The following is an 18,900-nucleotide window of genomic DNA, read 5'->3' as shown; positions in this document are numbered from 1 at the left end:
GAAGAGGTAATCGAGTAATTGGTCATGGTGGCGGTGCTCCCATGTATAAAGAATAACTTGATTAAAGTAAGATGATGAATTTTTATAGAGGTGAACGAAATGAAAGTAGTAGTTGGATCAAAGAATAAAACGAAGGTTGGAGCTGTGGAGAAGGTTTGGAAAGATGCTACAATTACGTCCCTTTCTGTTCCTTCAGGAGTAGCAGCACAACCTTTTTCAGATGAAGAGACGATGCAAGGAGCGATCAATAGAGCGAAGCGAGCGCTAGAGGAAGGAGAAGCTCAAATTGGTATTGGACTAGAAGGCGGCGTGATGAAAACGGAGTACGGTTTATTTATGTGTAATTGGGGCGCGCTAGCAACAAGTGATGGTAAAATATTTGTTGCCGGCGGGGCACGTATTGCGTTACCAGATGATTTCTTAGCACCTCTTGAAGATGGCAAGGAGTTAAGTGAAGTGATGGAAGAATTTGTACAGAGAAAAGATATTCGTAGTCACGAAGGTGCAATCGGTATTTTTACAGATGATTATATCGACCGCACGGAATTATTTGTACACGTTGTTAAGTTACTTGTTGGGCAATATAAGTATGACGAAAAGCAAGCATAAACCTTGCACCGTGCGCGATGTATGGTAGTATAAAAGAAAGATTATAACATGAAAAAATGCACTCGTTAGAGGAGGAAATATAGATGAAATCATTAGAAAGCATGGAGCAATTCCAACAATTAAAAAATGAAGAGAATGTAGTCTTTATGTTCTCAGCAGAATGGTGTCCAGACTGCCGCTTTGTAGATCCATTTATGCCAGAAGTAGAAGAGAAATATAGTGATTTCTCATTTTACTATGTAGATCGTGATGAGTTTATTGATCTATGCGTAAAATTAGACGTATTTGGCATTCCGAGCTTTGTAGCGTACAATAAAGGTGAAGAAACAGGTCGCTATGTAAACAAAGATCGTAAAACACAAGAACAAATCGAAGAGTTCATTGAAGGTTTAAAATAAGGCAATTTGCCAATTGAATTGTAAAACAACCTCTACCTTCGCGGGGGAGGTTATTTTTTTGGAAGGGAGGAAAAAGAGATGAAGATGACAAGTAAAAAGATGAAAGATGAGTTAATGAAGAAATTATCTCGTCCGGAATGGGACTTTCACTATGATAGCGAGAAAGAGGTTCTACGTATAGAACAGAAAGACTCGAAAAAAGGTATTAACGTATCGCTTCCAGGAGTTGTGGCAAAATGGGAAGTGAATAAAGAAAAAGCAATCGAAGAGGTTGCCTATTACGTACAAGAAGCGTTAATTGCGATGCATAAGGAAGAAAATAGCGCGGCGAAAATTTTACCTGTTATTCGCTCTACTTCTTTCCCGAAACAAGCAGAAGAAGGAAATCCGTTCATTATGACGGATCATACGGCGGAAACACGTATTTACTACGCGTTAGATTCTAATAAAACATATCGTCTCATTGATGAGCGTCTATTACAAAAATTAGGGCTTACAGAGCAACAAGTGCGTGAAATGGCATTATTCAACGCTCGCTCATTAAGTTATGAATTTAAACAAGACACAGTAGCAGGTAATACATTCTACTTTTTAAACACAAATGATGGGTATGATGCGACTCGTATTTTAAACGAATCGTTACTACAATCGATGCGTGAAAAGATTTCTGGTGACATGGTTGTTGCTGTTCCTCACCAAGATGTGTTAATTATTGCTGATATCGTCAACGAAATCGGTTATGATATTATTGCACAAATGACAATGAAATTTTTTGCCGAAGGGCATGTTCCGATTACATCACTTTCATTCGTATATGAAGATGGGGACTTTGAACCAATCTTCATTTTAGCGAAGAATCGGAAGAAGACAGATGGAAAAGAGAAAGGATGAACGAAGTGAACGTTTTTTACAACCTTGAAGGAATTGGTGATACTCTAATTGTTGCCTTACAAGATATTACTTTAGAGAACCGTACTTTTGATCGCAAAGGAGATGTTGCTCGCGTATACGATCGTGAAAGCAACGAAACAGCAGGATTCAACATCTTTAATGCATCTTCTTACTTAGAAGTAAAAGAAACAGGTAACCTTACGTTAACGAAAGAACTTGTAGAAAAAATTAACGGAATTTTAGCGAAGAACGGCTTTGAAGAAACAGTAGAAGCAGATCTTTCTCCAAAATTTGTTGTAGGCTATGTAGCTGAAAAAGAGAAACATCCAAATGCTGATAAGTTAAACATCTGTAAAGTAGAAATTGGTACAGAAACATTACAAATCGTATGTGGCGCACCAAACGTTGATGCAGGACAAAAAGTTGTCGTTGCAAAAATCGGCGCTGTAATGCCAAGCGGTATGTTAATCAAGCCAGCTGAGCTTCGCGGAGTTCCTTCTGCTGGAATGATTTGTTCAGCACGTGAATTAGAGCTTCCAGATGCTCCACAAGAAAAAGGTATTCTTGTATTAGAAGATAGCTTTGAAGTTGGACAAGAGTTTAAATTTTAATTGATATAAGAAAAGAGAGGTTGTCCTTTTGGGCAGCCTCTCTTTTCTATTGAATCTTTGATATATTGTGAGTTGTGATAGATATATGTAGAAAATCGTTCATATTCATAAGGATGTCACCTTTTTTCTTAAAATCTATATTGTGTTTTATAAACAAAATAGTTAAAATTTAGAAAAATAGAAGGGGATAGACTTATGAAACAACAACCAAAAATCGCAGAACTTCTGAAACGAATTGAAACTTCAAAACAGCAAGATATCGAGTTAGGTACTTATGAGATATATTTGTTTAGTCAAAATGAATTAGAAAAAGGACAAATTGGTTATCGATATGATAAACATCAAAATTCATTAATAAGTGAAGAACACGGAAAATGGAAAGATGAATGGATTGTTATTGGATATGAAACAGATATGGGAGACCCAGTTTTCGTGAATATCGATGATGATGCGTATCCAGTGTATACGGCAGAGCGTGGTACAGAAGTGTGGCAACCCGTTCATATTGGAAATATAGATGAGATTATAAAACAATTATAAAAAACTTTGAGACCGGTGCAAAGTGGAACGGATAGTGTAGATGAATATCGGAAGAGTAAAGCGTAAACGCAGTCTTACATGTAAGGCTGCGTTTTTCTATATGAAAACAATCGTAAATTAGAATATTATGGATAAATATGACATGCTTAATTTTACCTGCACTTTTTGCCGAATGCTGATACAATAAAGGATGTTACTATTTAGTAGAAAGAGTGGTAAGCATGCTAGATTGGATGAAAAAGCTGTTTAACAAAGAGGAAGAACAAACAGCGATGAATAAAGAAGTACCAAAGCAAGTTGAAAGTCAGCCGAAAATTCCTCGTGTAAACCACTACACTGAAGCAAGAGAAGCACAAATGGCAAGTAGGAATGCAGGTAAATGCCGTTTTCCATTAGTACCGGATAATGGGTTCGACGAAGAGGATGTTATAGAAACAGGGCATTTTGAAGAACAACCTGTTCAAGCTGTAACATATGAAAATGAGCCTATTCAAAGAGGAATCAAAGTGGAAAGAAGCAGACGACAGTATGTGGAGAAGGTAGTTTCTACATATGAAGAACCGGAAATGCAATATGAACCGGAGCGAGAGTCTGTCGTAAAGAAAGCATCTGCACCAGCGCAAGAAAGTAACCGTAGACCATTTCGTCCAACAGAAATGATTTCGCCAATTTACGGATATAATCGTCCTTCAGTAGAGAAAAAGGAAGAGAAGCAGGAGGAAGTAAAGGAAAGAGAAGACCTTGAAATATCTGTAGAGGGCAAATCAGTCGTTGATGCATGGTTAGAGAAAAAAGGATATACATTATCTGATTTCTCAGATGGACAAGCACCGACTTCTTCTAGTCATAGAGCTGCTAACGAGCAAGGAGAGCAACAATATGAAGAGAGTAAAAAGGAAGAAAAGTCAGTTGTTGATCAATGGCTAGAGAAAAACGGTTATGAAATCGAACGCCAAGAGCCTATAGTGGAAGAAAAAGAAGTGGTTCAAGAAATGAGTGCACCGCAGGAAGTTCCAGCGGCTGAATTACTTCATGAAACAATTGCTGAGCGCATGGAAGGTGCGAAGCAAGAAAGTGATGTAGTGGACAAAAACATTCTACAAGAGGAATTAGTAGATTCTAAAGTAGAGCACGAGGATACGATATTATCAGAAGAAATTAAATGTAGTACAGAAATAGAACAACCTACTATTGAAGTAGAAAAACAAGCACCAGAAGAATCAGTGATTGTCAAAGCAGAAGAAAAACTTGCAGAAACAATTGTTGTAGAAATACCAGAAGAAGTGGAAGTAATTGCAGAAGCGGAAGAACCAGAAGAAGTAGAAGTAATTGCGGAAACAGAAGAGTTAGAAGAAGTGGAACCTGTAGCACTTGAGGAAATGCAACAAGAAATGGTGTTAAATGAAGCAATTGAACAAAAGAATGAATTCATACATGTTGCTGAGGCTGATGAACAAACGAAAAAAGATGTTCAAAGCTTTGCGGATGTTTTAATTGCGGAGGAACAATCAGTTGTAGAAGAAACACCGATTGTAGAAGAACAACCAGCTGCAGAAGAAGCACCGGTCGTAGAAGAACAATCAGTTGTAGAGGAAGCACCGGTCGTAGAAGAACAGCCAGTTGTAGAAGAAGCACCGATTGCAGAAGAACAACCAGTTGCAGAGGAAACATCGGTCGTAGAAGAACAACCAGTTGCAGAAGAAGCACCGGTCGTAGAAGAACAATCAGTTGCAGAAGAAGCACCGGTCGTAGAAGAACAATCAGTTGTAGAGGAAACACCGGTCGTAGAAGGACAATCAGTTGTAGAAGAAGCACCGGTCGTAGAAGAACAACGAGTTGTAGAAGAAGCACCGGTGGCAGAAGAACAATCAGTTGTAGAAGAAACACCGGTGGCAGAAGAACAATCAGTTGTAGAAGAAGCACCGATTGTAGAAGAACAACCAGTTGTACAAAAAGAAGAACCAAAACGTGAGAAAAAGCGTCACGTACCATTTAATGTTGTTATGTTGAAACAAGATAGAGCGCGATTAATGGAAAGACATGCGTCTAGAACGAATGCAATGCAACCTTCTATGAGTGAACGAGTAGAGAATAAGCCTGTACATCAAGTAGTGGAGCCACAAGTGGAAGAAAAACCAGTGCAGCAAGTAGTGGAACCACAAGTGGAAGAAAAGCCAATGCAGCAAGTAGTGGTAGAACCGCAAGTGGAAGAAAAGCCAATGCAACAAGTAGTGGTAGAACCGCAAGTGGAAGAAAAACCAGTGCAGCAAGTAGTAGAGCCACAAGTGGAAGAAGTGCAGCCAGTACAACAAGTAGTGGCAGAGCAAGTACAAAAGCCAATTTCAAGTACGGAAGTAGAAGAGAAAGCATATGTTGTAAATCAAAGAGAGAATGATGTGCGCAATGTATTGCAAACGCCACCGACGTATACGATTCCATCATTAACATTACTATCGATTCCGCAGCAAGCAGCGTTAGATAATACGGAATGGTTGGAAGAACAGAAAGAATTATTAGATACAACGTTTAATAATTTCCACGTTGGCGCACATGTTATTAATGTATCGCAAGGTCCAGCAGTAACTCGTTTTGAAGTACAGCCAGATCCAGGTGTGAAAGTAAATAAAATTACAAACTTAAGTGATGATATTAAGCTAAGTTTAGCTGCGAAAGATATTCGTATTGAAGCGCCGATTCCAGGAAAGAGTGCGATTGGAATTGAAGTTCCAAATAAAGAAAGTAAGCCAGTATTTCTTCGTGAAATTTTAAGAAGTCCTGTGTTTACAAAGAGTGAATCACCGCTTACAGTTGCACTTGGACTTGATATTTCAGGTGATCCAATTGTAACGGATATTCGAAAAATGCCACACGGACTTATTGCGGGGGCAACAGGTTCTGGTAAAAGTGTGTGTATTAACGCCATTTTAACGAGCATTTTATATAAAGCGAAACCACATGAAGTGAAGTTAATGTTAATTGATCCGAAGATGGTTGAGCTTGCACCATACAATTCTGTTCCGCATCTTGTAGCACCTGTTATTACGGATGTAAAAGCAGCGACAGCTGCATTAAAATGGGCAGTTGAGGAAATGGAGCGCCGTTATGAATTGTTTGCGCACGCAGGTGCTCGTGATTTAACTCGCTACAATACGATTGTAAGTGAGCGAGAAATTCCGGGAGAGACATTACCTTATATCGTTATCGTCATTGACGAGTTAGCCGACTTAATGATGGTAGCACCTGGTGATGTTGAGGAAGCGATTTGTCGTATTGCACAAAAAGCACGTGCTTGTGGTATTCATTTATTAGTAGCGACGCAGCGTCCATCTGTAGATGTTATTACAGGTTTAATTAAGTCAAACATTCCAACGCGTATTGCGTTTACTGTATCATCTCAAGTTGATTCGCGTACGATTATTGATATTGGGGGCGCGGAGAAATTACTTGGCCGTGGTGATATGTTATTCTTAGGGAACGGTACATCTAAGCCAGTTCGTGTACAAGGTGTATATGTATCGGATGATGAGATTGAAAAGACAGTTGATCATGTGAAAAAGCAAATGAAGCCGAATTATTTATTTAAGCAAGAGGATTTATTAGCGAAAACAGAACAGGCCGAGTCGGAAGACGAATTGTTCTTTGAAGCATGTCAATTTGTTGTAGAACAAGGGGGAGCGTCCACATCTTCTGTACAGCGAAAATTCCGCATCGGTTATAATCGCGCGGCACGTCTCATTGAAGAGATGGAATCGCAAGGGATTATTTCTGAAGCAAGAGGAACGAAGCCAAGAGATGTCCTTATTTCTGAGGATGAATTCGCTGCTATGCAGGAAACGAATGTATAGTAGACGGTTTTGCTGTATACTAAGAGGAAATGTTGGATAGTAAAGTAGGGAGTAAAGCGACATGAAAGAAATTGAATTAAAATTAAAAGGTGAAATAAATAGACTAACAAATAAAACATTTAAATTTGATGAACGTGTTGGAGAAGGTTGGTTTTCAGCCGTTTACTTTTTAAAGACTAGAGAAATCATTCAAGAATTTCGCCCGAAAAGTGTTGTAACGATGCAATTTTTCCAAAAGGAAAATGCAGTTCTTTGCGGAACGGATGAAGTAATTGCATTGCTACAAACATTCGCTAAAAATCCTGAGGAACTTGAAATTAACTCTTTAAAAGATGGCGATAAAATTAGTCCATTTGAAACAGTGTTAACAATTCATGGTCCTTATGAAAATTTCGGATTTTTAGAAGGTGTCATTGATGGGATTTTAGCTCGTCGTACATCGGTTGCGACAAACGTATATAACGTTGTCCAAGCTGCACGTAGTGTAGATAAAGAAAAACCAGTTATTTTCATGGGAGACCGTGATGATCATTATACACAACAAGCTGGTGACGGTTATGCAGCATACATCGGAGGCATGAGCGCACAAGCGACGCATGCGATGAATGAATGGTGGGGCAAAAGTGGTATGGGGACAATGCCTCACGCATTAATTCAAATGTTTAATGGTGATGTTGTGGAAGCAGCAAAAGCATATCATAAAAAATTCCCAGAAGATGAATTAGTTGTATTAATTGATTACAATAATGATGTCATTACAGACGCACTTCGCGTAGCGCGTGAATTTGGATCAACATTAAAAGGTGTACGTGTAGATACGTCTCGTACGATGATTGATCAATACTTCATTCGCCACCCAGAAGTACTTGGAACATTCGATCCACGTGGTGTAAACCCATCGCTCGTATTCGCACTTCGTAAAGCACTTGATGAAGAAGGATTCCAGCATGTAGACATCGTTGTAACTGGTGGATTTGATGAGAAACGTATTCGTGAATTTGAAGCTCAAAACGTACCTGTTGATATATACGGAGTAGGAAGTAGCTTATTAAAAATGAATATTGGCTTTACTGGTGATAACGTAGAATTAAATGGAAAACCAGAGGCGAAAGCTGGTCGCAAATATCGTCCAAACCCACGTCTAGAGCGTGTTCAATTAGAAAAAAGAGAAGATATGTAAAAGAGAGAAAAACTGATAGGTGATTGACCCTATCAGTTTTTCTGTTATCATAGTATAGCGGCTTCTTTTTTGCTATAATGGATTTGTTATGAACATAAAAAAGAAGTACGTACGAGTTTATCCTGATAAGTGAAGGGAAGAATAACTTCACTACATCAAAAATGTATGATGATTACCAAAATAAGAAAAGATTCATATACTGTCTTATAGATAGGCCGTTGTATTAGTTCGAAATGTTGGAGGTTCTTTAAGATGACAGTTTACCATTTTGTAGGAATTAAAGGAACAGGAATGAGTTCATTAGCGCAAATTCTTCATGACATGAAGCATACTGTTCAAGGGTCTGATTATGAAAAGCGTTTCTTTACACAAACAGCGTTGGAAAAGCGTAATATCTCGATTCTTCCTTTTGATAAAAGTAATGTAAAAGAAGGACAAGTGATTATTGCAGGAAATGCATTTCCTGATACGCATGAAGAAATCGTAGCAGCAAAAGAATTAAACATTCCAGTACATCGTTACCATCACTTCTTAGGCGACCTTATGAACCAATACACAAGTGTTGCTGTAACTGGTGCACATGGAAAAACATCAACAACTGGTTTGTTAGCCCATGTAATGCAAGGTGCACACCCTACATCTTACCTTATTGGAGATGGAACAGGGCATGGGGTAGAAAATAGTAAGTATTTTGTATTTGAAGCTTGTGAGTATCGTCGTCATTTCTTGTCTTACAATCCAGACTATGCAATTATGACAAACATTGATTTTGATCATCCAGATTATTTCACAGATATCAATGATGTATTCAGTGCATTCCAAGAGATGGCATTGCAAGTGAAAAAAGGCATTATTGCATGTGGAGATGATGAAGAACTTCAAAAAATTCAAGCGAAAGTACCTGTTATTTTCTATGGATTTGGAGAAGATAATGATTTCCAAGCACGTAACATTCAAAAGAGAACTGACGGTACTATTTTCGATGTATTCGTTCGTAATACGTACTATGACACGTTCAAAATTACAGGCTACGGCAACCACAGCGTATTAAATGCATTAGCAGTAATCGCGCTTTGCCATTATGAAAACGTTGATGTAGAAGCAGTTAAGCATCAGCTAACAACTTTTGAAGGCGTAAAACGTCGCTTTAATGAAAAGCCAATGGGAGAGCAAGTTATCATTGATGACTATGCACACCATCCGACAGAAATTAATGCAACGATTGAAGCAGCTCGTCAAAAACATCCAGAGCGTGAAATTGTCGCTGTATTCCAGCCACACACATTTTCACGTACAGAAAAGTTCTTAGATGAGTTCGCTGAAAGCCTAAGCAAAGCTGATCAAGTATACTTATGTGATATTTTCGGATCAGCGCGCGAAAACAAAGGTGAATTAACAATCGAAGATCTGCAAAAGCGTATTGACGGTGCAGAATTAATTACAGATACAACAACGGATGTATTAAAGAAACATAAAAACGGCGTTCTCATTTTCATGGGCGCAGGAGACATCCAAAAATTCGAAGCAGCTTACGTAAAAGAAGTTCAAGTTGCAGAGAAGTAATAGAAAAGACGCATAGCGGTGGTTGTGCGTCTTTTTTGTTGTGTTTGATATATGTTAAAAAACGTTGATATGTTGGTGCGTATTGTTCTTTTTGTAGTTTTGTTTTAAGAAAACGATATATAGTAAACTAAAAAGTACATATCCAATTAAATAATAGAGTGAAAACATATCGAATTGTTTTGTTATGATGATGCGAATTGCGAAAAATGCAAATGGAAGAGCGATTAAAACGCTAGTACTAAAGGAAATAACTGTTTTTAAAAATTTTAATTGACTTGTATTCCAATGATTTTCTCTACAGATGAACCAAATGTTGCTTGCGATAAAGGCTAATAAAAATGGCAAGCAGGCTGAAATATTGATAAAACCAAGTGCGATTGGTATTGATAGAGCACCAAGTGGAGCAATTGAAAACCCTGTAAAATATTTAATAAATGTATTGGTAGATTGCTGTGCGTCTTCCATAACATCTGTGTATTCTGCTGCAATTTCCTGTGCTAATTCTTTTGGAGGAAGAAATTCTTCAATCACTTGTGAAGGAATGACTCCTGATGGTATCCCTTCACTTTCTTTACGTAATGCATTTTCGTATAAATCGGATTTGATTTCTAGCACATGTTGTTCTCGTGCTGATGCAGGTAAGTTTATTAAACCTTTCTGAAAATCGTGTAAGAAAGAAATAATGAATTCATTTGCAAAGAATTGTTCCTTGTTCATTTTTTATCCTCTCCTTTAGCTAGTAACATTAGAGCTTGATACACTGCCTCATAATCATGTAAGCGACTATGTAAAATTTCTCTCCCCTCGTCTGTAATTCGATAGTATTTTCTTTTTGGTCCATCACCAGACTCTTCCCAATAGGAAACAGCCCAATGGTTTTTCGTGATTCGATTTAATATAGGATAAATCGAACCGTTCGGGATATGAAATACAGGGATAGCTTGTAATGCGCTTGTAATCTCGTATCCGTACATAGGCTGTTTGCTTATTAAAGACAATATAGCGAGATCAAAAACACCTTTACGTAATTGAATTATAAAATTATCATTTTTTTCCATACTTTAACTATATATGATACGTATCTATATATCAATCATATATAGTTATTTTTTATTTAAATGAAAATAAAATATTTAACATTTTTTACCTATAGATGTTAGAATAATAAGAAAAATAAGAAGAGGAGCTAAAAAAATGTTCACACTCCGAGTAGACGACGAAATTGAATTACAGTTATTAGAGAAGCATCATAAAGAGGAACTATATCAATTAATAAATCAAAATCGTAATCATTTAAGAAGATGGCTTCCTTGGGTAGATGGGACGAAATCAGCAGATGCTTATGATGAGATTTGTCCGATGTGGTTAAAGAAATTTGCAGAGGGAGACGGTTTTGAAAGTGGCATACGTTATAAAGGAAAGCTCGTTGGGATGGTAGGCATTCATCCGGTAAGCTGGGGGAAGAAAGCGGCGAGCCTTGGATATTATCTTGCAGAAGATGCTGGCGGGAAAGGCATTATGACGCGTAGCGTGAAGGCTGTACTTCACTATGCATTTGAGAATTTAAAATTAAATAAAATGGAAATTAGATGCGGTGTTGAAAATGTGAAAAGCCGCGCTATTCCAGAGCGTTTAGAGTTTAAGTTAGATGGTATTTTAAGAGATGAAGAATGGCTATATGATCATTTTCATGATATCGCAGTATATAGTTTACTAGCTTCAGAATGGAAAGAGATTCAAGATAAGTAAGGTATATGGTTTAAGGAGGTCATTTAGAAATGACCTTTTTTTATGAAGTAAAATGGAATTAATGGTATAATTTAGGGTGGGAGGTGTATGTATGAATTTTCCGATTCAAAGAAGTAAGTCAGTAATATTTTTCGTTTGTCTCACGTTAGCTTTTATGTTTGTATATCCACTCGTCATGATTATCGCAAATAAAGAACAGTGGATGTCAGCGTTAATTGGAATGGGGTTATGTTTCATTGTAAATGTCCCGCTCGTTTGGGAAGTATTTATTAAAAAGCATAAAGTAGAAAATGGTGTATTAAAGTACGGTATTTTAAATGACGATATCGTATTGAAAGAGATAAGAATCATTCGTCAAGTTGGGAAAAATCTTGAAATTACGACGAATGCATATAAAGTACATATGGTTGCGATGCCGCAACATATGGAGCAGTTTTTATCACTTGTAGAAAAAGAGAATCCACATGTGAAAATAGAAATGGTAGGTAAGAAATGAAATATGTAAAACCTTTATTTTGTTTGGGAATTTTGTTTGTAATTGTTGGCTGCACTAGAGTATATACGAAGTGGGATCTGCCTTTATATGTTCCGATAGTAATTGGTACTATCGCAGTGGCACTTTTATATTATTTTCACTTCCAGCAAACAAAAAGCGAGAAAAGCAGCTCTATGTAGTTAGGAGGATTAGAAATGAAAAAAGTCCTTATGTTATTTGTACTTCTGCTAACCGCATCTGTTCTTTTACTAGGATGTAGTATGAAGAAGGAAAAGGCAGATATGAACTTAGAAAAGGCGCAAAAAGTTGAAATTGAATCACTTACTGATTCAAGTGAGAAGAAAGTAATTACCGATAAGAAAGAAATTGAAAAGTTGTTTGAAGTCATGAAAATGGATAAGTGGGAAATGCAGTCGGCTCCTTTAGATACTCCGCAAGGGAAAACATTTAAAATGTACCAAGAGGATACAACAAAATTATCAGAGTCGAGTAAAGATAAAAAGGAGTTACATGAAATTGGTACGATGACAGTATATAAAGATGTCCCTTATGTTGAAGTTGAAATGAAAAATAAGAAAATGAGTTTTAAAGTGCCAGAAGATGTGGCGAAAGACTTATTAAAATATTAAAAAAACGCTCGGAGAAAACTCCGAGCGTTTTTATTATTTTAAGTTCTCTGGATTTAAAGCTTCTAATTCAGGTACAACGAAGCGTCCGTCTTTACGGATTAGTACGTCGTCGAAGTAAATTTCACCGCCGCCGTATTCAGGGCGTTGGATGCATACTAAATCCCAGTGAATGTTCGAGTTGTTACCGTTCCATGCATCGTCGTAAGCTTGTCCAGGAGTGAAGTGGAAGCTGCCATCGATTTTTTCATCGAATAGGATATCTCCCATTGGATGTAAGATATATGGGTTTACGCCGATTGCGAACTCACCAACGTAGCGTGCGCCTTCGTCTGTATCGAAGATTTTGTTAATGCGTTCTGTATCGTTTGCAGTTGCTTCAACGATTTGGCCGTTCTCGAACTTAAGTTGTACATTTTCAAATGTATAACCGTTGTAAGGAGATGGTGTATTGTAAGAAACTGTACCGTTAACAGAATCACGAACTGGTGCAGAGTATACTTCACCATCTGGAATGTTTAAATGACCAGAGCATTTAATTGCTGGAATGTCTTTAATAGAGAATGTTAAGTCAGTTCTAGGGCCAGTTAGGCGAACTTTATCAGTTTTATTCATTAATGTAACAAGGCTATCCATTGCCTTATCCATTTTACCGTAGTCTAAGTTACAAACTTCGAAGTAGAAGTCTTCGAAAGCTTCTGTGCTCATTTTTGCAAGTTGCGCCATAGAAGCATTTGGGTAGCGAAGAACAACCCAGCGTGTTTTTGGAACGCGAATGTCTCTGTGAACTTTCTTACCAACTGTTTGACCGTGAATTTGCATTCTTTCACTTGGTACGTCAGCTTGTTCGTTAATGTTATCACCAGAGCGAAGACCGATATAAGCGTCCATATCTTTCATTACGCTTGCTTCATACGCTGCGATTTGTTCGAAATGTTCTTCAGTAGCACCCATTAATAAAGAGCGATCTACTTGATGATCTTTTAAAGAAACGAATGGGAAACCGCCAGCTGCATATGCTTCTTTTACAAGTGCAGTTACAAGTTCTTTTTGTAAGCCAAAGTTTTCAATTAATACTTTTTCGCCTTTTTGTAAGCGAATAGAGTAGTTAATTAAATTGTATGCTAACTTTTCAATGCGTGGATCTTTCATATGTAAAGCCTCCCTACTAATTATGTATCCTTTCTTATTGTAACCTACTTAGTGGAATTTGTTGAATGATTTATGTTAAAGTTAACGAATAAGTATGAAAATTCTAATGAAAAGATAGGGATTACAACGAAACGGAAAATGATTGTATAATAGGGGAAAGTATGAAAAAGATAAAGGAAGTGATGAAATGCAAGTTCTTTTATATGTAAGTGCGGCTATTATCGCGGTTGCTTTCGCTGTATTAGTAGTGTATGTATGCAGAACGTTGTTATCGGTTCAGAAGACGTTAGAAAACGTTGCAAGCACGTTAGAAGGTTTAGAAAAGCAAATGCAAGGGATTAGCGTAGAGACGGAGCAATTATTACATAAAACAAATGCGTTAGCTGATGACATTCAACAGAAGTCACAATCATTAAATAAAGTAGTGTCGGGTGTAGATGGAATTGGAACGACAATCCATTCTTTAAACACGAAACTTCGTAATGTATCAGAGTCTGTTACGGACGAAATTGAAAATAATGCAGATAAAGTAGCGCAAGTTGTACAGTGGAGTAGCGCAGCAATTGAAGTATACAATCATTATCGTGCGACAAGACAAGAGAAAAAGGTTGAAAAAGAAGAGCGTAAATTAGAAAGACTTGAGAAAAAAGCTGAAAAGAAAGAGAAGCGCTCTAGACTTCGTATGAGAGGTGAATCGTGATGAATATGACAAAAGTTGAAACAATTGAAGAACTTGAAGTATTAGTAGAAAAAAACGAACCTTATGTTCTTTTTAAACATAGTACGACATGCCCGATTAGTCATGGTGCCTATACAGAATTTCAAGCGTATTGTAGTGAAGAAAGGGCAGTGCCAGCGTATTACTTATACGTACAAGATGCGAGAGATGTTTCGAATCGTGTTGCAGAACAGTACAGCATTAAACATGAATCTCCGCAAGTGTTATACATAAAAGATGGGATGGTAGTATGGAATACATCTCATTGGAATATTAAAAAAGGTGCTTTAGAAGAGAATATTAAATAAAAAGAAGCAAGCGAAAGGTGCTTGCTTCTTTTTTTTGTTTTTGTTGAAATATATTTAATGGTACACTGTTAATAGTTCAAACTAAATAACTAGATTGTTGAAAGTAGGTTTTAAGTAATGAAGAAAATGGCATTATCTTTCGCGGTCGTAAGTTTATTACTAGGAGCGTGTAGTAATGATACGATTAGTAAGAAGGATGAAGTTATACAAAAGGATACGAAAGAAAAAAGTATGATTCCAAGAACTGCGGTTTCTAAAGATTATTATAGAACTGTAATCCCTTTAAAAGAACAAAAGGTTATAAATACAGCTAATATAAAAACAAATTCTAAATTAGATTTAGCAGAGTATGAAAATGGTTTAATGAATATTGCAAAAGAGCAATTTGATACAGAAAATCATGTGCTTCAATTAAATCAGTATATTCCTGAGAAGTTAGTTGATGAACTAGTCGCAAAAGTAGAAGCCCCCGTTTTGACAAATATTATAGAACAAGATTATTTCGGGAAGCAGAATTCAAACGAACTAAGTTTATCTGGTGTTATGATCGGTTTAGCTATGTCTTCAAGTGTATCGAATGAAGAAGCAATGTCTAAGGGGACTGAAGTTGCCAATCAACTGATTGAAGCTATTCATAAAAATGACAAGTATAATAAATCCCCAATTACGTTTGCTATCTTTAAGCAAGAAAGTACAAGTTCTTTAAAAAATGGGACGTATATTGCGAGTGCTACCGTTCAAAAGAATGATACGAACCTTGGAAATTGGAATACAATTGAAGAAAAAGCGTATTCATATCCTTCTGATGAATTTACACAAGCACATGGAGAAGATAATAAAAAAATAGATGACTTTGCTAAGGAAATGAAAGGTTTTTCTCCTGGAGACTTTATCCCAGTAAATGCTAAGGTTTCTTATAAGAAAGATCAAATGGATACATTAAATATGAATATTGTTATTAAATATAACGGTAAAACAGAATTAATGGCTCTTACTCAATTGGCTGCTCAAATTATGTTAGAACAATTACCGAAAGATGCAAAAGTTCAATTACAGATAAAGTCCGAGAATAAAATCGAGGCAATTGTTATAAAAGAGAAAAACAGCGATAAACCGTTTGTTTCCTTCTTATAAAAAAGACAGTGTTTAAACTGTCTTTTTTTATTGTAAATAAAAGTGTAAGATAGGACAGAGCGCTGCGTAATACGCTCCATATTTCCGCTGTACCTTCCTTCCCTTGCATTGGCTATGTAACGCATTGTGATCTTCGCCAATTGCCGAGTACTTCTAGATCCAGCGCATCAAGTGGCCATCATTGTCGATTTTTGTTGGTAAGTCGATATATTAAAAAAATCGCTGATATATTTCGAGTTGTGGTCGATATATTAAAAAAATCGCTGATATATTTCGAGTTGCGGTTGATATATTCAAAAGATCGCCGATATAAATTTCATTTACTAGCTAGCGTACTACTTAAAATAAGGTTTCTACTTATGCAACACCTATATTTTTACAAAAAATGCCCTTTTTTCATAAAAAATACGAAAATACGAGAAAAGAAGCGAATTTTTTCGAAACTTTTGCGGGAAAATATTGTATGACCCTGCGTTTTTATCGTATCATTAGTAAAAGGAAGAACTCGGGACGATTGGTGGCATCTGCAAATAGAGTTGATGTCTTTTTTTCATTCAAGTAACCGATACATAAAAATAGATAGCAAAAATAGAAGGAGTGTGCGATGAGATGAACGTAACAATATATGATGTAGCGCGCGAAGCGAACGTTTCAATGGCTACCGTATCACGCGTTGTGAACGGTAACCCAAATGTAAAGCCTACAACAAGAAAGAAAGTATTAGAAGCAATTGATCGTTTAGGATACCGCCCAAATGCGGTAGCACGTGGATTAGCAAGTAAGAAGACAACTACAGTAGGTGTTATTATTCCTGATATCTCAAATACGTTTTATGCAGAACTTGCTCGTGGAATTGAAGATATCGCAACAATGTACAAATATAACATCATTTTAAGTAACTCTGACCAAAACAAAGAGAAAGAGTTCCATTTATTAAACACGATGCTTGGAAAACAAGTGGACGGAATTGTTTTCATGGGTGAAGATATTACAGACATTCACATTGAAGAATTTAAAAAGTCTCCAGTACCAATCGTATTAGCAGCGTCATTTGATGAGCAAAATGAAACGCCATCAGTAAACATTGATTATACACAAGCAGCTTACGACGCAATGAAGCACTTTATTGAACAAGGACATAAGCGTATCGGTTTCGTCTCTGGTCCTTTCATTGATAAAGCGGGAAGCGCGAAGAAATTACAAGGTTATAAAAAAGCTCTAGAAGAAGCAGGTATTTCATATGATGAAAATCTTGTAATCGATGGAGATTACACATATGATTCAGGTATCGAAGCATTCGAAAAGCTTTGGGGCCTTGATGAGAAGCCGTCAGCAATCTTCGTATCTTCTGACGAAATGGCACTAGGTGTAATCCACGCAGCACAAGACGCTGGATTAAACGTACCAACTGATGTAGAAGTACTTGGATTCGATAATACACGCCTTGCATTAATGGTTCGTCCGCAACTTTCAACAGTTGTACAACCGATGTATGATATCGGTGCAGTAGCAATGCGTCTGTTAACAAAGTATATGAACAAAGAAAAAGTGGAAGATCACACTGTTATCTTACCTCACCGTATCCAATTTAGAGATTCAACGAAGTAAGTATAAAAAAGCTCACAGCGATTGCTGTGAGCTTTTATTTATATTCAGGATAGTATGTTTGAACTATAGTATCCACCGTTTCATTTTTCTTAACGTGTAAAAATCTTGCGTATAATTCTTTTCCGGTTTCAAATGGGGCATTGTCTAATTCAAACACATGCAGCACTTTTCGAAACGTCCATGTTATTTGCTCATCGTACATATTAACGTACGTATGCTCAGATTGTATAGCGATTTGTTCACTTAGTGCATGAGCTTCTTCCAAACTGCTTGCTTTAACAAGAATAATACTTTCTTCAAAAAGTGTATCGTGATTTTCTTCATAACGCTCATCCATTTTCGTAGGATCAGGCTCACCAGAATGAACAGATTCAAACAATAATTTTACAGCGTACATATTATGCTGCATGTTTCACTCTATAAATAATACTTGCGACAAGTGAAGCAGATATTGTAAATACGTTACTTTGGTAATGGTAATGTACTTGCGATTCTTCATAAGACATGTTGTCATATAATTCGTTTTGTGACACATTTAGTTTCTTCTGTTTTTCTTTGAGTAGTTTAATGTAGTTATACTGTATTGGGACGAGAATGATGAAATAGGCTAATACGATTAGTGAAATCCAAATCATTATGAAACACTCCCTTATAAAGAATATTTATATATGGTAATTATATCAATATATATGAAAAATATCCATTTTTCTGGTGGTCAATTTCCGTTCCAAAATGCAAAAAGTTCTTCAGGACTTCGTAAATTATGTGCAAGACATGTTTGTGCAGTGTGTTTAAAACTTTGTATTAGCGGCTCTAACCGAGAAGGATCATATTGTTTTACATTGCCAGCAATAATGGTTTCATCTTTTTCTAAGTTAATGGATATTTTCAGCAAAGTTATATTTGTTTCTAATTGCACAACTTCAATATAAAAAAACTTTTTGTCTAAGTCGATTGTAATATAATCGAATCGCTCTACTTGTTTAAAGTATCCTACAATATCATCTTCCAATTGAAATCCTCCTCAGTATATGGCCTATTGGTGACTTCGCTGTAAAATAATATGATTCCTTGTTATATGTCACATAAGTGTAAAAATAACTATTATAGGGCAATGTCATGTATAATAGAAAGAAAAGGCTTGTGAGGGGGGGAGAAGAGATGATCGTTCTTTGGATAATTACGCTTTGTATGACTGCTATTTTTGCATATATGACGTTAAAACAAAATGGTTTAAAGCGATTTGTTCCAGGAAGTATTCTTGCAGGAATTGCCCTTATCACGTATGTAACTTCTATTTTTATTGAAAGTGTATCAGTGGATATGAGCACAAGTTTAATGTTTATGGGGATTACACTATTTGCAAGTAGTATCATGGTACTTATGGTTGCAGGTATTATTTTATTTATTCATATGAATTCGGAAACGTTATAGCATATAGAAAAGGCATGCCCCGATGGGACATGCCTTTT

At 36.6% G+C, this 18,900-nt stretch carries 23 protein-coding genes; 17 read left to right on the top strand and 6 right to left on the bottom strand.

Annotated elements, in window-relative coordinates; all coding sequences use genetic code 11:
* The first annotated feature begins 99 nt into the window (after positions 1-99).
* The 8 genes from ACVWY7_RS03245 to murC all read left to right on the top strand — a co-directional run bounded on the left by ACVWY7_RS03245 (position 100) and on the right by murC (position 9,637).
* Positions 100-609, top strand: a complete 510-nt coding sequence (locus ACVWY7_RS03245; RefSeq protein ID WP_105989346.1) for a DUF84 family protein — start codon at positions 100-102, stop codon at positions 607-609.
* Positions 610-692: 83 nt separating this feature from the next.
* The gene (locus tag ACVWY7_RS03240) at positions 693-1,007 is read left to right on the top strand and encodes a thioredoxin family protein (RefSeq protein ID WP_000838193.1); all 315 of its coding nucleotides are present in this window, start codon (positions 693-695) and stop codon (positions 1,005-1,007) included.
* Between the two features lie 78 nt (positions 1,008-1,085).
* Positions 1,086-1,898 carry a DUF1444 domain-containing protein gene (locus ACVWY7_RS03235; RefSeq protein ID WP_000784593.1) on the top strand — a complete coding sequence of 271 codons (813 nt, stop codon included), beginning with the start codon at positions 1,086-1,088 and terminating at the stop codon, positions 1,896-1,898.
* Positions 1,895-2,509, top strand: a complete 615-nt coding sequence (ytpR, locus tag ACVWY7_RS03230; protein ID WP_017562053.1) for a YtpR family tRNA-binding protein — start codon at positions 1,895-1,897, stop codon at positions 2,507-2,509. The genes ACVWY7_RS03235 and ytpR overlap by 4 nt, the downstream gene beginning before the upstream one ends.
* 195 nt (positions 2,510-2,704) lie before the next feature.
* A complete protein-coding gene (locus ACVWY7_RS03225) occupies positions 2,705-3,049 on the top strand; it encodes a hypothetical protein (protein WP_000813339.1) in 345 nt (114 codons plus the stop codon).
* 221 nt (positions 3,050-3,270) lie between these two features.
* Positions 3,271-6,894, top strand: coding sequence for a DNA translocase FtsK (locus ACVWY7_RS03220; protein WP_456523664.1), 3,624 nt, complete (start codon positions 3,271-3,273; stop codon positions 6,892-6,894).
* 61 nt (positions 6,895-6,955) lie between these two features.
* Positions 6,956-8,074, top strand: coding sequence for a nicotinate phosphoribosyltransferase (locus ACVWY7_RS03215; protein ID WP_000658375.1), 1,119 nt, complete (start codon positions 6,956-6,958; stop codon positions 8,072-8,074).
* 252 nt (positions 8,075-8,326) lie between these two features.
* Positions 8,327-9,637, top strand: coding sequence for a UDP-N-acetylmuramate--L-alanine ligase (gene murC, locus ACVWY7_RS03210; protein WP_000219465.1), 1,311 nt, complete (start codon positions 8,327-8,329; stop codon positions 9,635-9,637).
* A 54-nt stretch (positions 9,638-9,691) separates the two neighbouring features.
* Here the strand turns inward: murC and ACVWY7_RS03205 are convergent, their stop codons facing one another.
* Together ACVWY7_RS03205 and ACVWY7_RS03200 are read right to left on the bottom strand one after the other, a co-directional pair.
* Positions 9,692-10,354 carry an HAAS signaling domain-containing protein gene (locus ACVWY7_RS03205; RefSeq protein WP_105989344.1) on the bottom strand — a complete coding sequence of 221 codons (663 nt, stop codon included), beginning with the start codon at positions 10,352-10,354 and terminating at the stop codon, positions 9,692-9,694.
* The gene (locus ACVWY7_RS03200; protein WP_000414133.1) at positions 10,351-10,695 is read right to left on the bottom strand and encodes a PadR family transcriptional regulator; all 345 of its coding nucleotides are present in this window, start codon (positions 10,693-10,695) and stop codon (positions 10,351-10,353) included. Before ACVWY7_RS03200 ends, ACVWY7_RS03205 begins: the two co-directional genes overlap by 4 nt.
* Before the next feature lie 136 nt (positions 10,696-10,831).
* Here ACVWY7_RS03200 and ACVWY7_RS03195 point away from each other — a divergent pair, with 136 nt between their 5' ends.
* From ACVWY7_RS03195 to ACVWY7_RS03180, 4 genes are all read left to right on the top strand, one after another.
* Positions 10,832-11,386, top strand: coding sequence for a GNAT family N-acetyltransferase (locus ACVWY7_RS03195; RefSeq protein WP_456523663.1), 555 nt, complete (start codon positions 10,832-10,834; stop codon positions 11,384-11,386).
* Between the two features lie 91 nt (positions 11,387-11,477).
* Positions 11,478-11,882, top strand: a complete 405-nt coding sequence (locus ACVWY7_RS03190) for a PH domain-containing protein (protein ID WP_105989343.1) — start codon at positions 11,478-11,480, stop codon at positions 11,880-11,882.
* Positions 11,879-12,061, top strand: coding sequence for a hypothetical protein (locus ACVWY7_RS03185; RefSeq protein ID WP_105989342.1), 183 nt, complete (start codon positions 11,879-11,881; stop codon positions 12,059-12,061). Before ACVWY7_RS03190 ends, ACVWY7_RS03185 begins: the two co-directional genes overlap by 4 nt.
* Before the next feature lie 15 nt (positions 12,062-12,076).
* On the top strand, positions 12,077-12,511 hold the full coding sequence (locus tag ACVWY7_RS03180) for a hypothetical protein (RefSeq protein ID WP_088668406.1): 435 nt from the start codon (positions 12,077-12,079) through the stop codon (positions 12,509-12,511).
* Positions 12,512-12,544: 33 nt separating this feature from the next.
* Here the strand turns inward: ACVWY7_RS03180 and ACVWY7_RS03175 are convergent, their stop codons facing one another.
* Entirely contained in the window at positions 12,545-13,660 is a 1,116-nt protein-coding gene (locus ACVWY7_RS03175) for an aminopeptidase (RefSeq protein WP_000654742.1), read from the bottom strand.
* Between the two features lie 187 nt (positions 13,661-13,847).
* Here ACVWY7_RS03175 and ACVWY7_RS03170 point away from each other — a divergent pair, with 187 nt between their 5' ends.
* From ACVWY7_RS03170 to ccpA, 4 genes are all read left to right on the top strand, one after another.
* Positions 13,848-14,360: a DUF948 domain-containing protein gene (locus ACVWY7_RS03170; protein WP_001197726.1), complete on the top strand. Its 513-nt coding sequence runs from the start codon at positions 13,848-13,850 to the stop codon at positions 14,358-14,360.
* Complete coding sequence (gene ytxJ / locus ACVWY7_RS03165; RefSeq protein WP_001057492.1) at positions 14,360-14,686, top strand: bacillithiol system redox-active protein YtxJ; 327 nt, start codon at positions 14,360-14,362, stop codon at positions 14,684-14,686. Before ACVWY7_RS03170 ends, ytxJ begins: the two co-directional genes overlap by 1 nt.
* A 117-nt stretch (positions 14,687-14,803) precedes the next feature.
* Entirely contained in the window at positions 14,804-15,820 is a 1,017-nt protein-coding gene (locus ACVWY7_RS03160) for a CamS family sex pheromone protein (RefSeq protein WP_105989341.1), read from the top strand.
* A 609-nt stretch (positions 15,821-16,429) separates the two neighbouring features.
* Complete coding sequence (gene ccpA, locus ACVWY7_RS03155; RefSeq protein ID WP_001103292.1) at positions 16,430-17,428, top strand: catabolite control protein A; 999 nt, start codon at positions 16,430-16,432, stop codon at positions 17,426-17,428.
* 34 nt (positions 17,429-17,462) lie between these two features.
* Here ccpA and ACVWY7_RS03150 read toward each other — a convergent pair whose 3' ends face one another.
* From ACVWY7_RS03150 to dhp61, 3 genes are all read right to left on the bottom strand, one after another.
* The gene (locus tag ACVWY7_RS03150) at positions 17,463-17,825 is read right to left on the bottom strand and encodes a DUF4288 domain-containing protein (RefSeq protein WP_001991090.1); all 363 of its coding nucleotides are present in this window, start codon (positions 17,823-17,825) and stop codon (positions 17,463-17,465) included.
* Between the two features lies 1 nt (position 17,826).
* Positions 17,827-18,063 (bottom strand): DUF3949 domain-containing protein, encoded by a 237-nt coding sequence (locus tag ACVWY7_RS03145; protein WP_000637894.1) that lies wholly within the window; start codon positions 18,061-18,063, stop codon positions 17,827-17,829.
* An 80-nt stretch (positions 18,064-18,143) separates the two neighbouring features.
* Positions 18,144-18,440, bottom strand: a complete 297-nt coding sequence (gene dhp61 / locus ACVWY7_RS03140; RefSeq protein ID WP_000389130.1) for a protein Dhp61 — start codon at positions 18,438-18,440, stop codon at positions 18,144-18,146.
* A 149-nt stretch (positions 18,441-18,589) separates the two neighbouring features.
* Here dhp61 and ACVWY7_RS03135 point away from each other — a divergent pair, with 149 nt between their 5' ends.
* The gene (locus ACVWY7_RS03135; RefSeq protein ID WP_000636599.1) at positions 18,590-18,862 is read left to right on the top strand and encodes a DUF3917 domain-containing protein; all 273 of its coding nucleotides are present in this window, start codon (positions 18,590-18,592) and stop codon (positions 18,860-18,862) included.
* Positions 18,863-18,900 lie beyond the last annotated feature (38 nt).

This window comes from Bacillus sp. TE9106W (assembly GCF_054062215.1).
The sequence above is the reverse complement of the archived record's forward strand: the minus strand, read 5'-3'. Positions and strand labels throughout refer to the sequence as shown.

What these genes read in the sequence shown, in the direction of transcription:
- ACVWY7_RS03245 (WP_105989346.1), top strand. Translation starts at nt 100, where the DNA reads ATGAAAGTAGTAGTTGGATCAAAGAATAAAACGAAGGTTGGAGCTGTG.
- ACVWY7_RS03240 (WP_000838193.1), top strand. Translation starts at nt 693, where the DNA reads ATGAAATCATTAGAAAGCATGGAGCAATTCCAACAATTAAAAAATGAA.
- ACVWY7_RS03235 (WP_000784593.1), top strand. Translation starts at nt 1,086, where the DNA reads ATGAAGATGACAAGTAAAAAGATGAAAGATGAGTTAATGAAGAAATTA.
- ytpR (WP_017562053.1), top strand. Translation starts at nt 1,895, where the DNA reads ATGAACGAAGTGAACGTTTTTTACAACCTTGAAGGAATTGGTGATACT.
- ACVWY7_RS03225 (WP_000813339.1), top strand. Translation starts at nt 2,705, where the DNA reads ATGAAACAACAACCAAAAATCGCAGAACTTCTGAAACGAATTGAAACT.
- ACVWY7_RS03220 (WP_456523664.1), top strand. Translation starts at nt 3,271, where the DNA reads ATGCTAGATTGGATGAAAAAGCTGTTTAACAAAGAGGAAGAACAAACA.
- ACVWY7_RS03215 (WP_000658375.1), top strand. Translation starts at nt 6,956, where the DNA reads ATGAAAGAAATTGAATTAAAATTAAAAGGTGAAATAAATAGACTAACA.
- murC (WP_000219465.1), top strand. Translation starts at nt 8,327, where the DNA reads ATGACAGTTTACCATTTTGTAGGAATTAAAGGAACAGGAATGAGTTCA.
- ACVWY7_RS03205 (WP_105989344.1), bottom strand. Translation starts at nt 10,354, where the DNA reads ATGAACAAGGAACAATTCTTTGCAAATGAATTCATTATTTCTTTCTTA.
- ACVWY7_RS03200 (WP_000414133.1), bottom strand. Translation starts at nt 10,695, where the DNA reads ATGGAAAAAAATGATAATTTTATAATTCAATTACGTAAAGGTGTTTTT.
- ACVWY7_RS03195 (WP_456523663.1), top strand. Translation starts at nt 10,832, where the DNA reads ATGTTCACACTCCGAGTAGACGACGAAATTGAATTACAGTTATTAGAG.
- ACVWY7_RS03190 (WP_105989343.1), top strand. Translation starts at nt 11,478, where the DNA reads ATGAATTTTCCGATTCAAAGAAGTAAGTCAGTAATATTTTTCGTTTGT.
- ACVWY7_RS03185 (WP_105989342.1), top strand. Translation starts at nt 11,879, where the DNA reads ATGAAATATGTAAAACCTTTATTTTGTTTGGGAATTTTGTTTGTAATT.
- ACVWY7_RS03180 (WP_088668406.1), top strand. Translation starts at nt 12,077, where the DNA reads ATGAAAAAAGTCCTTATGTTATTTGTACTTCTGCTAACCGCATCTGTT.
- ACVWY7_RS03175 (WP_000654742.1), bottom strand. Translation starts at nt 13,660, where the DNA reads ATGAAAGATCCACGCATTGAAAAGTTAGCATACAATTTAATTAACTAC.
- ACVWY7_RS03170 (WP_001197726.1), top strand. Translation starts at nt 13,848, where the DNA reads ATGCAAGTTCTTTTATATGTAAGTGCGGCTATTATCGCGGTTGCTTTC.
- ytxJ (WP_001057492.1), top strand. Translation starts at nt 14,360, where the DNA reads ATGAATATGACAAAAGTTGAAACAATTGAAGAACTTGAAGTATTAGTA.
- ACVWY7_RS03160 (WP_105989341.1), top strand. Translation starts at nt 14,804, where the DNA reads ATGAAGAAAATGGCATTATCTTTCGCGGTCGTAAGTTTATTACTAGGA.
- ccpA (WP_001103292.1), top strand. Translation starts at nt 16,430, where the DNA reads ATGAACGTAACAATATATGATGTAGCGCGCGAAGCGAACGTTTCAATG.
- ACVWY7_RS03150 (WP_001991090.1), bottom strand. Translation starts at nt 17,825, where the DNA reads ATGTACGCTGTAAAATTATTGTTTGAATCTGTTCATTCTGGTGAGCCT.
- ACVWY7_RS03145 (WP_000637894.1), bottom strand. Translation starts at nt 18,063, where the DNA reads ATGATTTGGATTTCACTAATCGTATTAGCCTATTTCATCATTCTCGTC.
- ACVWY7_RS03135 (WP_000636599.1), top strand. Translation starts at nt 18,590, where the DNA reads ATGATCGTTCTTTGGATAATTACGCTTTGTATGACTGCTATTTTTGCA.